Raw genomic sequence first — 15,157 nt, forward strand, 5'->3', positions numbered from 1 at the left:
AGCCGGGTGCGGCGGGTCGTCATGCGGACGGTCCTTCCGGTGTGCGGGGTCCGGCCCGGGAGAGCGGCCGGACGGACCGGACCGGTCCCGGGGCGGCAGCCCCGGAACCGGTCCGTACGCCGAGGGGGCGTCAGCAGGCCAGCAGGCTCAGGTTGCTGTGGGGGCCACACGCCGTCAGGCTGAGGTTGCTGCCGGTCTCGACGTCGCCGAAGGCCTCGTCCTCGGTGATCTCAAGGGCCTGGAGGTCGAGAAGCGCCATGATTGTCTCCTTCATCGTGGGGACGGTTGGTGGTGCGCGGCCCCTGGGTGGGGCCGGTCTGTGGGCCGCGGTGGCGGCGGGAGGAACGGCAGGGCGGCCGGGGTGTCCCCGTACGCGCTGCCGAGGGCGAGCAGTACCCCGGCGGTGCCGGTGGCCAGGTCCATGGACCGGCGCATCATCTGCTCGCCGGGGAAGGCGAGGTCACCCCGGTAGGGGGTGGCCTGGAGGCCGAGGAGCCGGGTGTGGCGCTCGACGGCGCGGCGCCGTTCGGCGGGGTCGCCGGCGGGGGTCCGGGCGAGGTGGAGGACGAGTCCGGCGATGCCCCGGTAGAGACCGGGCTGGACGTAGAAGGCGGCGCGCAGAGCGGGCGCGATCGTCTCCCGGGCGGTTTCGAACCGCTCGTCGGGCCGGTGGGCCAGATACTCGTCGAGGACAACGGCGATTCCGGCGCTGCCGGCCCCGAGGTAGGGCATCAGCCGTTTGCCTTCGACGACCATCAGCTCCCCGGACTTGCCGGGTTTGCAGCGGTCCAGGTCGCGGGCGAGTGCGGTCCGGGCCAGGTCGAGCAGGGCCGGATCGCCGGTGGACTCGTACCTCCGTATGAAGAGGAGGGCGAGGCCGGTGGCACCGTGCAGCAGTCCGGTACGGGACGAGGGGCGGCCTTCGGTCAGGGAACCGGCGGCGTAGGCGGCGCAGCGGTCGGCCGCCGCGGCGAAGGCGGTGGCGTCGGGGCCGGAGGCGTCCCGGGCCAGTTCGTCGAAGGCGAGGGCGATTCCGGCCTGGCCGCTGTGGAGATCGGCGGTGAGCCGGTCGAGGGGCTGTTCGGCCACGAGGTGGGCGAGTTCGGCGGCCCGGTCGCGGTGGCCGAGGCGGTTGAGGGTCCAGGCGATGCCCGCGAGTCCGTCGTGGAAGCCGGGCGGGGTGCCGGGGGCGACGGTCTTGGTCCGGGTCAGCAGCCATTCGACGGCTTCCGGGCAGGGCGGCGCGCCGGTCTCGTGCAGGGCGTGGAGCACTCCGGCGGCTCCGGTGCCGAAGCACTGGCCGCCGACCGGGGTGGCGAACTGGGTGATATCGCCGGGGAAGCAGCGGTCCTCGCGTTCTGGGGTGAAGGAGGCGGCGATCGCGCGGGCCATGGAGTCCCGGCTCCAGGGCCAGTCGTCCGGTTCGGGGACGGCCGGTTCGGGCGCGTGTTCGCCGGGCATACCGCGGACGATCTCGCGGACGGCGGGCACGAGGGCGGCTTCGCCGGTGCCGAAGAGGCGGGCCGTATCGCGGGCCATCCGGGGGGCCCGGCCGCGGTCGATGAAGAAGAGGGTGGTGAGCGGCGCGAGCAGGGCGATGCGCAGACAGGCGAGGGCGTAGCGGTCGATGCCGGTGCCGGTGCGGTCGGCGGGGGCGACGAAGGCCGGGTTGGCGACGATCTGCCGGCGGTCCTCGTCCGCGGCCGGGAACGCGGCCTCGAAGTCGAGGAGGACGACGCGGGACTCGTCCTCGCTGACCATGATGTTGTTCATGTGGAGATCGCTGAAGACGAGGCCGCGGTCGTGGATCCGGCGCACGGCGGCCTCGACCAGTCCGTGGATGCGTTCCACCCAGGCGACGTGTTCGGCGAGGGCTTCGGGCGCGGGGTCGGGCGCGGAGAGCGGATAGCGCCGGGCGAGGAGGGTGTTGAGGGTGTTGCCCTCGATGTGCTCCAGGGCCAGGAAGCGGTGGCCGCCGAGGTCGAAGGCCTCCCGGACGGCGGGGACGCAGTCGAGTCCGGCGAGCTGCTCCAGCGCCGTGCGTTCGGACTCCAGCCGGGCGACGGCGTCGGCGCCGTCGGCGGCGAGTCCGGCGTGGGGCCGGGCCTCCTTGAGGACGACGGTCTCCCCGGTGCGGCTGTCGCGGGCCCGGTAGACGCCGCCGCCGTTGGAGAAGTGCAGGGCGGCTTCGATCTCGTACGGTGTCCCGGTGGTGCCGAGGGCCTCGCGGGCGTCGAGATGCGGGCGGAGGAAGGCGGGCGGGGTGACCCAGCCCGGTATGCGCAGGAAGGGGCCGCGCGGATCCGGGACGAGGGTCCCCTCGGGGTCGGCGACGGCGGGCACGGGGCGGCCGTCGGGGCCGAGGCAGTAGCGGGCGGCGAAGGCTCCGTACCGTACGTAGACCGGTCCTTCGCCGAGCCGCAGGTCGCTCAGGACGTACGGCCCGTGCTCACCGTCGAGGAGTCCGGTCAGCGCCTCGCAGATCTCCTGGAAGGAGTCCTCGGCGGGGGGATAGACGGTGATGAACTTGCCGCTGCCCGCGCGGTCGGCGTACTTGGCGTTGCGTACGTGGAGGAGGCGGGGGGCCGGGACGAACTTGTGCGGGATCCGGTGGGCCAGACAGTGGTCGTGGACCCGGCGGAGGACGGAGGCGGCGTTGTCGGCCGCGGCCGAGACGTGGATCTTCCAGCCCTGGGCGGGCAGTTCGGCACCGGCGGGGTAGAAGCTCAGCCAGTCGCCGCTGCGGTGGGTCTCCCAGCCCTCGGGGGCGGGGTGGCGGGCCGGCTCGAAGAGGGAGGCGTCCGGGGTCGCGGTGCCGTCGGCGCGGTGCGGTGCGTCGTAGAAGTCACCGTCCGTCTGGCAGTACACGCCGTACTCCGGATTCACCTGGCCTCCTTCACGGATCGTCGGTGCGGTACGGGCTGCCGCCCGAGGGGGTCCGCCGCGGGGGCCGGCCGTTCGCCGGGGGCTCCGTGGCGTGACAGAGATTTCCATCCGGGCGGCGGGGCGGGACAGTCACTTATGTCATGTCTAGTTCATGCGCCGTTCGCATATGCGGTGTGTGCGTTGCACACGCACGCTCAACGGAGCCTCCGCTTCCGGTCGGAGCCGGGGTACGGGAGGGGCCGGGCAGCGGGAATCGACCAGGTCACGGGCCGGAGACAGGAAAAGGCACCCGGGCGGGCGCGGGGCTGAAGGGCTTCCGGTCCCGGGGCGGGGCAGCGGAGAAGGACCTCAGGGGAGGGCCTCGGAAGAGGGCCTCAGGGGCTGAACGAGAGGAAGATGAACGCCGCGAAGAGCACCAGATGCACCCCGCCCTGGAGGAGCGTGGCCCGGCCGGGTACCACGGTCAGCGCGCTGACCACCGCGGTCAGCACCAGCAGGACCATATTGGTCGGCCCCTCACCGAGGATGAGCGGACCGGACAGCCAGATACTGGCCAGGGCGATGACCGGGATGGTCAGTCCGATACTGGCCATGGCGGAGCCGTAGGCGAGGTTGAGGCTGGTCTGCGTGCGCTCGTTGCGGGCGGCCCGGACCGCCGCGAGGGTCTCCGGCAGCAGCACCATCAGGGCGATGACGACCCCGACCGCGGAGACCGGCAGCCCCGCCGCGTCGATGCCGCGTTCGATGGAGGGCGAGATGAGCTTGGCATTGCCGACGACCCCCACCAGCGCCACGATCAGCAGGGCCAGACTGACCCAGGTATCACGGATGCTCGGCGGCTCGGCGTGCTCGTCGGGGCCGCAGGGCGAGCCATCGGGCCGTACCGGGAGGAAGTAGTCGCGGTGGCGTACGGTCTGGACGCCGATGAAGAGCCCGTACAGCAGCAGCGAGGCCACCGCGGCGAAGGCGAGCTGACCGCCGGTGAACTCGGGACCCGGCTTGCTGGTGGTGAAGGTGGGCAGGACGAGGGTCAGCGTGGCCAGCGCGCAGCCGGTGGCCAGGGCACCGCCGGTGCCCTCGGCGTTGAAGAAGGCGACCCTGTTGCGCAGGGTGGCTACCAGCAGGGAGACACCGACGATCCCATTGCAGGTGATCATGACGGCGGCGAAAACGGTGTCCCGGGCGTAGGTGGAGGCCTTGTCGCCGCCGCCGATCATCAGCATGACGATCAGTCCGACCTCGATGACGGTCACCGCGACGGCCAGCACGATCGACCCGAAGGGCTCGCCGACCCGGTGGGCGACGACCTCCGCATGATGGACCGCGGCCAGAACGGCGGCGAACAGACAGATCGTCAGGATCGCCACCACGAATCCGGGCAGCTCCCGGCCCCAGGCAGCGGCGAGGGCGATCACCGCGAGCACCGGCGCCAGGGTGGTCCACTGCGACAGAAGCGCTGTGCCCGATTTCATGAGACCACGCTGCCACCGCGGGGGCGGTGGCGCGCGCGGGGTTGCGCCAACGGTGGCGCGCGGCCGGGCAGGGTCCGGGCGGGTGCGCTGTCACAGGGGCCGCTGGTGCCCCTCCCAGTACGGGTCCCGCAGTCTGCGCTTGTACAGCTTGCCGTTGGGGTCGCGGGGCAGGGCCGCCGTGAAGTCGATGCTGCGGGGGCGTTTGTACGAGGCCAGCAGCCCGGCGCAGTGCGCCAGCAGCTCCCCCGCCAGCGCCTCGCCGGGCTCCGCGGCCGCGGCGGGCTCGACGACGGCCTTGACCTCCTCGCCCCGGTCGGGGTGCGGCACCCCGAAGACGGCGGCGTCCGCCACCGCCGGATGCGCGAGCAGCGCGGCTTCGATCTCCGCGGGGTAGATATTGACCCCACCGGAGATGATCATGTCGATTTTGCGGTCGCGGAGGAAGAGGAACCCGTCGTCGTCGAGGAGTCCGAGGTCGCCGACGGTGAACCAGTCCCCGATACGGTTCTTCTCGGTCTTCTCGTCGTCGCGGTGATAGCGGAAGCCGCCCGTCCGCATGGTCAGGTAGACGGTTCCGACGGTGCCGGGCGGCTGCGCGTTCCCGTCGTCGTCGAAGATCGCGATCTCGCTGATGGGCCAGGCCCTGCCGACGGTGCCGGGCTTCTTCAGCCAGTCCGCGGCGCCGGCGAACGTACCGCCGCCCTCGCTCGCGGCGTAGTACTCCTCGACACAGGGGCCCCACCAGTCGATCATCGCCCGCTTGACCTGCTCGGGGCAGGGGGCGGCGCCGTGGACGGCATGGCGCAGCGAGGAGACGTCGTACCGGCTCCTGACCTCGTCGGGCAGGGCGAGGAGCCGGTGGAACTGGGTGGGGACCATATGGGTGTGCGTGCAGCGGTGGTCCGCGATCAGCCGCAGCATCTCCTCCGGCGTCCATCCGTCCATCAGGACCAGGGGGTGCCCGATATGGAGGGACGCGGCCGCGAACTGGAGCACGGCGGTGTGATAGAGCGGCGAGCAGACCAGATGGATATGCCCGTCGAAGGGCCGGATGCCGAAGAAGCGGAGGAATCCCCCGAGATGGGCCTCCTCGGGGGGCCTGCCACTGAGGGGACGGCGGATACCGCGGGGCCGTCCGGTGGTTCCGGAGGTGTAGTTCATCACCCAGCCGAGGCGGCGGTCGGCGGGCGGGGTGTCCGGCTGTCCTTCGAGGAGCAGATGGTACGGGCTGAAGCCGTCGATCGCGCCGACGGCACGGCGGGCCGCGGGCGGCAGGCCCGCCAGCTCGGCGGCCTCGGCGACCGGTCCGGCGAACCGTTCGTGGGCGATGAGGACCCGGGCGCCGGAGTCGGTGAGGATATGCGCGATCTCGGGGGCGACGAGATGGTGGTTGACGGGGACCAGGTACATCCCGGCCTGGGTGGCGGCGAGATGGGCGGTCAGCAGTTCGGCCCCGTTGGGAAGGACGGCGGCGAAGGCGTCGCCGTGGGTCAGTCCGGCGGCGCGCAATGCGTGGACGAGCCGGTTGGCGGCGGCGTGGAGCCGTCCGGCCGTCCAGGTCTCGCCGCCGGGGGTCACGAGGACGGTCCGGCCGGGGTCGGCGGCGGCCTGGGCCCAGAAGCCGTTGGGCGGCGCGGGGGCCTCCGGGCGCCGGACCGGCGGATGCTGCTCGGCCGGGCTCCGGCCGCCCGCACCGGTTGCGGCGGGCGGTTCCGGCGCTCCGGCGGGGGTACGGGGCATCAGCGGTCCCTCCCCGCGATGCGGTTGACGCGGTCCACGGCCGTCTCGAACTCCCGGGTCAGCTCGTCGACCAGTTGCCGTACGGACCGTTCCGAGGTCATCCGGCCGACGATCTGCCCGACCGGGGTGCCGAGCAGCGGGGCGACCTCGTACCGCTGGATCCGGGACACGGCCTCGGCGACCAGCAGTCCCTGGAGCGGCATGGGCAGCGGTCCGGGCCCGGCCGGGTCGTCCCAGGCGTCGGTCCACGCGGTGCGCAGTTGCCGGGCCGGTTTGCCGGTCAGCGCCCGGGAGCGGACGGTGTCGCCGGAGCCGGCGGCGAGGAGCTTCGCGGTGAGGGCCCGGGAGTGGAGGTCGGCCTCGGTGGCGGTGAGCCAGAGCGACCCGAGCCACACCCCCTGGGCACCGAGGGCCAGGGCGGCGGCGATCTGCCGTCCGCTGCCGATGCCACCGGCGGCCAGGACGGGCAGCGGGGCGACGGCGTCGACGACCTCGGGGGTGAGCACCATGGTCGCGATCTCCCCGGTATGGCCGCCTGCCTCGTACCCCTGGGCGACGACGACGTCGATCCCGGCGTCGGCGTGGTGGCGGGCGTGGCGGGCGCTTCCGGCGAGCGCGGCGACCCGTACGCCCCGCTCGTGCGCTCGGGCGACGACATCGGCGGGCGGCGAGCCCAGCGCGTTGGCGAGCAGCCGGATCGGATAGTCGAAGGCGACGTCGAGCTGTCTGCGGGCGACCTGCTCCATCCAGCCGGTGATCCGCCAGCCGGAGGCCTCGCCGTCGGGGAGTCCCGGGACGTCGTGGCGGGCGAGTATCCCGTCGACGAAGCGCCGGTGTCCGTCGGGGATCATCGCCTCGGCATCGGCTTCGGCAAGGGTCCGGTTGCCGGGCCCCTCGGCGGGTTTCGCGGGCATGACAACGTCGAGCCCGTACGGCTTTCCGCCGGTGTGCTTCTCCATCCAGTCCAGATCGCGCCGGAGGTCGTCGGGCGCGGTGTAGCGGACGGCACCGAGGACACCGAGACCGCCGGCCCGGGTGAGCGCGGCGGCCACCGCGGGGAACGGCGTGAAGCCGAAGATGGCGTGTTCGACGCCGAGGGCTGTGCTCAGCTCCGTCTCCATGGGCGCAGGATGCCGTAGGGGCGCGGAGACGGGAAGACGTTTTCTGATGCTGCGTCAGATTGCAGGGAGGGGGCGGGACCGGCCGGATGCCGAGTTCACCGATTCAACGCGGGACCGACCTGGTCGGGGGCGTTCCCCGCATGCGCGGGGACGAGGGCGTGCCCATCGCGTCCGCCAGCCGCGCCACCGGAGCACCCCCGCATGCGCGGGGACGAGGAAACCTCCGGCCGCCGCGAACACCGAACCGGCGGAGCACCCCCGCATGCGCGGGGACGAGACCACCCCGGGCGCCGCGACCGGGCTGCTCTACGGAGCACCCCCGCATGCGCGGGGACGAGGCGGCCTTGAGTGCCTGCTCAACCTCGTACCGGGGAGCACCCCCGCATGCGCGGGGACGAGGTCGGCCGGGCGCGGGCCTGGATCCAGCTGCTCGGAGCACCCCCGCATGCGCGGGGACGAGTTTCCGGCGCCTGGCTTGGTGGGCAGGTCTTTGGGAGCACCCCCGCATGCGCGGGGACGAGTGTACTGGACTGCTATGGGCCGCTCACACTGGAGGAGCACCCCCGCATGTGCGGGGACGAGAAGCGGCTGGCAAGTTGCAGTGCATCGTCGGGGGGAGCACCCCCGCATGTGCGGGGACGAGCACCCGTACGGAGCCGTGTCACGGTCGTCGCAGGGAGCACCCCCGCATGTGCGGGGACGAGGCCACCGTGTCCGTCCAGATGGAGCGGCGCCGGGGAGCACCCCCGCATGTGCGGGGACGAGGCCCGCTTCTTGCACGCCTCCGAGCAGTAGATCGGAGCACCCCCGCATGTGCGGGGACGAGGCTTCCTCACCAGCGGTTTTGTCAGCGATCAAGGCCACTTTCATTCAGTTGCTTCAGAGGTGGCCGCCTTGCAGCGGCCCGGTCTCCAAGGATTCCACGGGGCCGACTCCCCCGTCGAGCCACCCCCCGGGGATCAGTTACCCGACACGTTCGAGCCCCGCCGCCGAACGTTCCCGGGCGTACAGCGACATACCGCCCCCGTCCTCCTCCCGACCGACCGGACAGGGCGGGAGCGGCAGCCGGACGGCGTGTTCCTCCAGTAGCTCGATATGCGTGTCGTCCGGGTTCAGGAAGGCGCGCAGACGACCCGGGGCGCGCGGCGAACCCCGGATGAACTGCCATGCGCCCGCCCGGTCCGCGACACCCCGGGCAAGGGACGGAGCCAGGTCGAACTCCCCTGTCATGGCTGTACGGATATACGCGGCCATACGGACTCCGGAGGCCGGAAGCCCCGTTGCGGACCGCCAGGAAGGTCTTGGGGAGGATCGACCATCACCCTGCCCGGTTTCACGATCCGCCCCGTTGACAGCGGCAACTCACTGAAAGAACGTTTCACTACCGCTCGGCACGTCGAAAGATACTTTCGGCGGCAGAGGTTTCAGTGACGCGGAGACGCAGAGACGGGGCGTGCGGGTGACGAAGGACGCGGTGGCGGACGGCAGCGGGATCAGCCGGCGGAGACTGGGCGGCGGGGTACTGGCGCTGGGCGGTGCCCTGGCGCTCGCGCCCGTACCGTTCGCCCGTGCGGCCCCGGCACCCGCCGGTACGGGTACGGCAGCCGTCCGCCGCGCCCGGCCCACGCTGCGGCGCGGCAGCCCCGCCCGCGCCGGGCTGATCGCCGCCCGGCTCGACGACCTCGTCGCCGACGCCGAGTCCTACCTCCGCCCCTCCCCCACCCGCCCCCGGCCCTGGTACGCGGGCGCCGTGCTGCTCGCCGGGCGCGGCGGCACGGTGGCGCTGCACCGGCCGATCGGGCTGGCCCGGCGCTACGCCGCGTACGACGAGAAGACCGACACCGCGGTGGAGCTGCCGCAGCACGAGCAGATCCCGATGACCGAGGACACCGTCTTCGACCTCGCCTCCGTCTCCAAGCTGTTCACGTCGATACTCGCGGTGCAGCTCGTCGAGCGGGAGGCGCTGGAGCTGGACGAGAAGGTGGCCGCGTATTTGCCGGAGTTCGGGGCGGCGGGCAAGGAGGCCGTCACCGTACGGCAGTTGCTGACCCACACCTCGGGATTCCGGTCGTGGATCCCGCTGTACCGGGAGCCGACCCGGGAGGGAAAGCTGCGGATGCTGTGGGCCGAGCGTCCGGCGTCCGCGCCCGGTTCGGCGTACCTCTACTCCGACCTCAATCTGATCTCCCTCCAGCTGATCCTGGAGAAGCTCACGGGGCGCCCGCTGGACGCCCTGCTGCACGACGAGATCACCGCTCCGCTCGGGATGCGCCGCACCCGCTTCAACCCGCCGCTCTCGTGGCGCCCGGCGATCGCGGCCACCGAGGACTCCCGGCCGCCGTGGTCGGGGCTGGACCGGGGCATGGTGTGGGGCGAGGTCCACGACGAGAACGCGTACTCCTTCGGCGGCGTCGCGGGCCACGCGGGTGTCTTCTCCTGCGCCTGGGACCTCGCGATCCTGGCCCGTACGCTCCTCAACGGCGGCTCCTACGGCCGGGCCCGCATCCTGCGGCCCGACTCCGTCGAGCTGATGTTCACCGACTTCAACACCGCCTTCCCCGGGGACGAGCACGGCCTCGGCTTCGAGCTGAACCAGCACTGGTACATGGGCGCGATGGCCACGCCGCGGACCGCCGGGCACACCGGTTTCACCGGGACGAGCCTCGTACTGGACCCGACGACGGACTCCTTCCTGATCGTCCTCGGCAACTCCGTGCACCCGGTGCGCACCTGGCGCTCCGGCAGCGCGCCCCGGGTCGCGGCGGCCGACCGGCTGGCGCGGGCCGTTCCGGTACGTCCGGCCCACGGCCGTACCGCCTGGTTCTCCGGAATGGCCTCCGGCACCACCGCCACCCTCGCACTTCCCCCGCTGCCCGCCTTCGGCGGCGGCGCGGCGCGCCCGCGGCTGCGCTGCTCGCTGTGGTGGGACACCGAGCCGTCGGCCGACACCCTCTTCCTGGAGGCCACGTCGGACGGCGGCGCCACCTGGACCGCCGTGCCGTTCCGCACGGCCCGCGCCGGGGCCCCGGACCGCGAACACCCGGCGGGCACGGCGACCGGCTTCTCCGGGCGGTGCTGGCACCGGATGACGGCCGACCTGTCCTCCTGGAGCGGCACCGGCGGCCTGCGGCTGCGCTGGCGGTACACCACCGACCAGCGGTATGTGGGGCGGGGCGTGTACGTGGACGGGATACGGGTCGAGGACGGACACCGGACGGTCTTCGACGAGGCGCGGTCTGCGGACGCGGCCCGGATCGAAGCGAACGGCTGGACGCCTTCGGAGGACTGAGCCAAGGGAAAGACCGAACCGGCGCAGGCTGAGCCGACCGGGTGGTCGGCCGCCGGGCCGGGTAATCAGCCGCCGGGCCGGGCGGCGGCGAGAGTCCCGGGTCCGGTACCGCTCAGCGGATCGGTGGCCCAGGGCCACTGGTGGGTGTCGTAGGGGGCGACGGTGGGAAGCGCCGCCTTCCTGCCGCGCCGGGCCATCTCGCGGCGGACGGCATCGCGGGCGGCGTCGCCCATGAGTTCCACATCCATGATCCGGCCGTTTCCGAAGAACGCCCGCCCCAGTTCGCGGTCCGTGACGACCCGGGTCAGGAGGTCGAGCATCCGGTCCGGGGACGTGGTGAACTCCGGTGTCTCGAAGAGGAACAGCCGCTCCCCGATCGCCTCCTCCCCGAGATACTGGGCCAGGATGGTGAAGAGGACGTTCTTGCACCGCGTGACGTACAAGGTGTTCGCGGCCGCGTACACCCCCTCGAAGGAGCCGCCCAGCCGCTTCTGCCACCGGTCCAGCACAGCGGTCCAGTGGCCGACCTGGACGGCGGCGGCCCGCTCTACCAGGTGGAGTACGAGCGGCGCGCAGGCGCGGGCAAAGCGCGCGGCGTCGGCTTCATGGGCGCGCGTACCGGAGTCGAGGCGCGCAAGGAGCCTGTCGCAGAGGCCGAGGAGGGTCCGTCCGATCCGGGCGTCCTCGGGGCCGAGCCCGCTGAGGACCTGGTCCCGGGTGCCGTGCGCCATCGCAGCAGTGAACCGGGCAGACGGCTCTCCGGCAGACGGCTCCCCGGCGGCCGGGACGGGCGCCGCGGCGAGTTCGAATACGGCGACGGGCGCGTGCGCAAGCCCCTTCAACTGCCGGTATTCGGCGGGCACGGACGGCGCATGGGCAACCGGCCGGCCGGGGGTGCGCAGGCACATCCGACCGCCTGCGCCGTCGAAGAGGGCCAGCACCACGGGCGCCGAAGCAAGGAGCTGCTCGCGCCGGGCCGCGGCCGCCGCGGCGTAGACATCCTGCATCGTGTCGGCGAGTCCGGTGGCGACCGGTCCGTCTCCGACGCGTCCGCGTTTCGTACGCTTCCCCATCCCGTGCTCCTTCCACTCGGCGACCGGCTTCTCAGGCGAGGGCGTCGAGGGATTCGGGAAGCGTCTGGCCGCCGTCGACGGTGAGGGTCTGGCCGGTGATGAACGACGCCTCGTCCGAGGCGAGGAACAGCACCGCATGCGCGATATCGGCGGTCTCGCCGAGCCGGCCGGCCGGAATCGACGCGGTCATCCGCCGCAGATAGTCCTCGCCCAGCTCGGCCAGGCCCTCGGTGCGCACATTGCCGGGCAGGACGGCGTTGACGGTGATCCCGGCCGGCGCCAGCTCCAGTGCCGCGCTCCGCAGGAATCCGAGCTGACCGGCCTTGCTCGCCCCGTAATGGGACCAGCCGCTGTAGCCGGTGACGGGACCGGTGATGGAGGATTTCAGGACGATCCGGCCGCGCCCGGCGCGCTCCAAGGCGGGCAGGAACGCCTTCGTCACCAGGATCGACCCGCGCAGATTCACGGCGAGGACCTCGTCGACATCGGGGGCCGTCAACTCCCGCAGCGGCTTGCCGGGGAAGATCCCGGCGTTGGCGCAGACGACGTCCAGCCTCCCGTGGCGCCGCTCGACCTCCTCCGCCAACGCCTCGGCGGCATCCGGATCCCGCAGGTCGAGCGCCAGCCCGGTGACCCGGCCGCCTGTGGCGGCGGCCAGCTCCTCGGCGGCCTTCCCGGCGGTCGCCGCGTCCCGGCCGGTGACGGCCACGGCCGCGCCCCGGGAGGCGAACAACTCCGCGATACCCCGTCCGATTCCACGGGTCGCACCCGTCACCACCACGGACCGCTCGCGCCACTCAGTGCCCATGTCCCGCTCCCGTACCTCGTCCGGCTGTTCGACTCTCCGCGCGCCCGTCGCCACGGACACGACCATGATCGTCACGGTAGGGGTCGTCGCCTCGGTAGCGGCCGGGAACGGGGCAGGACGGCTGAAACTGGCCGCACCCGGCGCAGCTCTCCGCCGCGGTGCCGGAGCCCGGCCTGCCACCCGTCTCCGGGCCGGGCATTCCGCCGTGCGGCCCGGGTTCAGCGGCCGAGGGCCGCCATGGCCGCGTTGTGTCCGGGGATCCCGCTGACACCACCGCCGCGTACCGCGCCCGCCCCGCACAGCAGGACGTTGGCGTGCCCGGTCTCCACACCCCAGCGGCCGGTCTCCTCCGTGGCGTACGGGAAGGCGAGGTCGCGGTGGAAGATGTGCCCGCCCGGCATGCCGACCTCCCGTTCCACGTCGAGCGGGGTCTTCGCCTCGACGCACGGTGCCCCGTCGGCGTCGACGGCGAGACAGTCCGCGAGGGGTTCGGCGAGATGGGAGTCCAGTTCGGCGAGGGTACGGGCGAGGAGTTCCGCACGCGTGCGGTCGTTGTCCCCGGCGAACAGGCGTGCGGGCGTGTGCAGGCCGAACAGGGTGAGCGTGTGGTGCCCGCGGGCGGCGAGACCGGGCCCGAGGATGGAGGGGTCGGTCAGCGAATGGCAGTAGATCTCCGACGGGGGCGCGCTCGGCAGCCGCCCGGCCGACGCCTCCCGGTAGGCGGTCGCGAGCTGCTCGTACCCCTCGGAGATATGGAACGTGCCGGCGAAGGCGTCGCGCGGGTCGACCGATGTGTCCTTCAGCGCGGGCAGCCTGTGCAGCAGCATGTTCACCTTGAACTGGGCGCCCTCGGGCGCCGGGCCGGGCGGCTCTTCACCGAGCAGGCGGGCGAGTTCGCGCGGGGCGGCGTTCACCAGGACGTGGCGGGCGGCGACCGTACCGTCCCGGCCGTCCGCGGTCCAGCCGATCTCGGCGGTGGTGCCGTCGGTGTCGATCCGGGTGACCTCGTGGCCGGTCAGCAGTTCGGCGCCCGCGGACCGGGCAGCCGCGGCGAGGGCGTCGGTGAGGGCACCCATACCGCCGACCGGGACGTCCCAGTCGCCGGTTCCGCCGCCGATGACGTGGTACAGGAAGCAGCGGTTCTGTACCAGACCGGGGTCGTGGGCGTCCGCGAAGGTGCCGATCAGGGCGTCGGTCAGCACCACGCCCCGGACCAGGTCGTGCCGGAACCGCTCCTCCACCGCGACTCCGACGGGCTCTTCGAAGAGCGTGCGCCAGGCCGTGTCGTCGTCGATGCGCGACCGGAGTTCCCCACGGGTCGGGAGCGGTTCGGTCAGGGTGGGGAACACCCGCTCTGCGACCCGTCCCGTCATTCCGTAGAACGCATTCCATGCCTCGTACTCGCGGTCTCCGCCGGTCAGCGCGGCGAAGGAGTCCCGGGTCCGGCCGGCCCCGACGAGCAGTCCGCCGGTGCCGGACGGGGTGTAGGAGGAGACCGTCCTCTTCCGTACGGCGAAGGCGAGGCCGAGGTCGCGGACGATCGTGTCGGGCAGCAGGGACACCAGATACGAGTAGCGCGAGAGGCGGGCGTCGACCCCGGCGAAGGGCCGGGTCGAGACGGCCGCGCCACCGGTGACCGGGGCCCGTTCGAGGAGGAGTACGGAGCGGCCCGCGCGGGCCAGGTAGGCGGCGGCGACGAGGCCGTTGTGGCCGCCACCGACGATGACGGCGTCGTACGAGGTCTGTGCGGGCATGCCCGGACCCTAACCCGCCGGGGCCGGGCGCGGGACCCTCGGCCCGTCCGCACGGGGTGCGGCGACGGGGCGCCGCGGAGTACGGCGGCCGGTGCCGCGGGGTACGGCGTCGTGGAGGGCGTCGAGCAGGAACAATACGGCCGGATGGCCACCGGGCGCGGTCCGCAGCGCGGCGTGGACCGGCCGGACCGGGCCGGGGTTGCGCACCCGGCGCACGACGACCCCGGGATGCCGGGTGCCGAGACCCAGCTGCGGGACGAGCGCGATGCCGAGGCCCGCGGCGACCAGGCTCTGCACGGCGGCCTGGTCCTCGCCGGTCACCACGATCTCAGGTCCGGGGGCCGGGGCGGCGTGGTGCAGCCCGTCCGGTCCGGGTCCGGCGGAGCTGATCCACGGTTCGCGGGCGAGTTCGTCGAGGCCAACCGTGCGGCGGGTGGCGAGGTGGTGTCCGGCGGGCAGGACGGCCCGGTAGGCGTCGTCCATCAGATGCTCCAGCCGCACCCCGTCCGGTACGGCGTCGGGCGGGCCCGGCGGGCGGGTGACGACGGCGAGGTCGACCAGTCCGCGGGCGACGTCGGCAAGGGCGGAGCCGTCGTCGGCGGGCCCGAGGTCGATCCGTACCTCGGGATGCGCGGCCCGCAGCCGCGCCACGGCGGGCGCGACGAGCCCGGCGCCGGAGCCGGGCGCGTACCGCACGACGAGCAGTCCGGTGCGCCCGGCGCGGAGATCGGCGAGCGCGGTCTCGGCCTCGGCGAGCTGCCGCCCGATGAGTACGGCGTGCTCCGCGAGCAACCGTCCGGCGGCGGTGGGCCGCACCCCTCGTCCGACCCGCTCCAGCAGTGCCGTCCCGGTCTGCCGCTCCAGCGCCGCCACCTGCTGGCTGACGGCGGACGGCGTGTACCCCAGCCGGGCGGCAGCCGCGGTGACCGAACCTCCTGCGACCACAGCGCAGAGCACCCACATACGCCTCACGTCGAGCACACGGCAGAGCTTAGGCCCCCGAAGCCGTGGGTG

Annotated in this window: 11 protein-coding genes and 1 CRISPR repeat array; of the genes, 1 reads left to right on the forward strand and 10 read right to left on the reverse strand. The window is 73.1% G+C overall.

The window, feature by feature from the left end:
• Window positions 1-130: 130 nt before the first annotated feature.
• The 6 genes from ACIQ9E_RS25405 to ACIQ9E_RS25430 all read right to left on the reverse strand — a co-directional run bounded on the left by ACIQ9E_RS25405 (window position 131) and on the right by ACIQ9E_RS25430 (window position 8,449).
• On the reverse strand, window positions 131-274 hold the full coding sequence (locus ACIQ9E_RS25405; protein ID WP_403710710.1) for a SapB/AmfS family lanthipeptide: 144 nt from the start codon (window positions 272-274) through the stop codon (window positions 131-133).
• A complete protein-coding gene (gene lanKC, locus ACIQ9E_RS25410; RefSeq protein WP_403710712.1) occupies window positions 271-2,886 on the reverse strand; it encodes a class III lanthionine synthetase LanKC in 2,616 nt (871 codons plus the stop codon). The genes ACIQ9E_RS25405 and lanKC overlap by 4 nt, the downstream gene beginning before the upstream one ends.
• A gap of 374 nt (window positions 2,887-3,260) precedes the next feature.
• Entirely contained in the window at window positions 3,261-4,358 is a 1,098-nt protein-coding gene (locus tag ACIQ9E_RS25415; protein ID WP_403710715.1) for a calcium:proton antiporter, read from the reverse strand.
• 90 nt (window positions 4,359-4,448) lie between these two features.
• On the reverse strand, window positions 4,449-6,098 hold the full coding sequence (locus ACIQ9E_RS25420) for an AMP-binding protein (RefSeq protein WP_403710717.1): 1,650 nt from the start codon (window positions 6,096-6,098) through the stop codon (window positions 4,449-4,451).
• The gene (locus ACIQ9E_RS25425) at window positions 6,098-7,219 is read right to left on the reverse strand and encodes an NAD(P)H-dependent flavin oxidoreductase (protein WP_403710719.1); all 1,122 of its coding nucleotides are present in this window, start codon (window positions 7,217-7,219) and stop codon (window positions 6,098-6,100) included. Before ACIQ9E_RS25425 ends, ACIQ9E_RS25420 begins: the two co-directional genes overlap by 1 nt.
• Before the next feature lie 127 nt (window positions 7,220-7,346).
• Window positions 7,347-8,045: direct repeats of the CRISPR family, unit length 28 nt; unit sequence GGAGCACCCCCGCATGCGCGGGGACGAG.
• A 137-nt stretch (window positions 8,046-8,182) separates the two neighbouring features.
• Complete coding sequence (locus ACIQ9E_RS25430) at window positions 8,183-8,449, reverse strand: hypothetical protein (protein WP_403710721.1); 267 nt, start codon at window positions 8,447-8,449, stop codon at window positions 8,183-8,185.
• Between the two features lie 229 nt (window positions 8,450-8,678).
• Between ACIQ9E_RS25430 and ACIQ9E_RS25435 the strand changes: the two genes are divergently transcribed.
• A complete protein-coding gene (locus ACIQ9E_RS25435) occupies window positions 8,679-10,508 on the forward strand; it encodes a serine hydrolase (RefSeq protein WP_403710906.1) in 1,830 nt (609 codons plus the stop codon).
• 65 nt (window positions 10,509-10,573) lie between these two features.
• On the opposite strand, the gene ACIQ9E_RS25440 is transcribed toward ACIQ9E_RS25435, so the two are convergent.
• The 4 genes from ACIQ9E_RS25440 to ACIQ9E_RS25455 all read right to left on the reverse strand — a co-directional run bounded on the left by ACIQ9E_RS25440 (window position 10,574) and on the right by ACIQ9E_RS25455 (window position 15,106).
• Window positions 10,574-11,581: a hypothetical protein gene (locus ACIQ9E_RS25440; RefSeq protein WP_403710723.1), complete on the reverse strand. Its 1,008-nt coding sequence runs from the start codon at window positions 11,579-11,581 to the stop codon at window positions 10,574-10,576.
• Window positions 11,582-11,612: 31 nt separating this feature from the next.
• On the reverse strand, window positions 11,613-12,389 hold the full coding sequence (gene fabG, locus ACIQ9E_RS25445) for a 3-oxoacyl-ACP reductase FabG (RefSeq protein WP_403710908.1): 777 nt from the start codon (window positions 12,387-12,389) through the stop codon (window positions 11,613-11,615).
• Between the two features lie 218 nt (window positions 12,390-12,607).
• A complete protein-coding gene (locus ACIQ9E_RS25450; RefSeq protein WP_403710725.1) occupies window positions 12,608-14,143 on the reverse strand; it encodes a phytoene desaturase family protein in 1,536 nt (511 codons plus the stop codon).
• Between the two features lie 9 nt (window positions 14,144-14,152).
• A complete protein-coding gene (locus ACIQ9E_RS25455; protein WP_403710910.1) occupies window positions 14,153-15,106 on the reverse strand; it encodes a LysR family transcriptional regulator in 954 nt (317 codons plus the stop codon).
• Between the last annotated feature and the right edge of the window lie 51 nt (window positions 15,107-15,157).

Origin of the sequence: Streptomyces sp. NPDC094448 (assembly GCF_044763775.1) — a bacterium.
GTDB lineage: Bacteria > Actinomycetota > Actinomycetes > Streptomycetales > Streptomycetaceae > Streptomyces.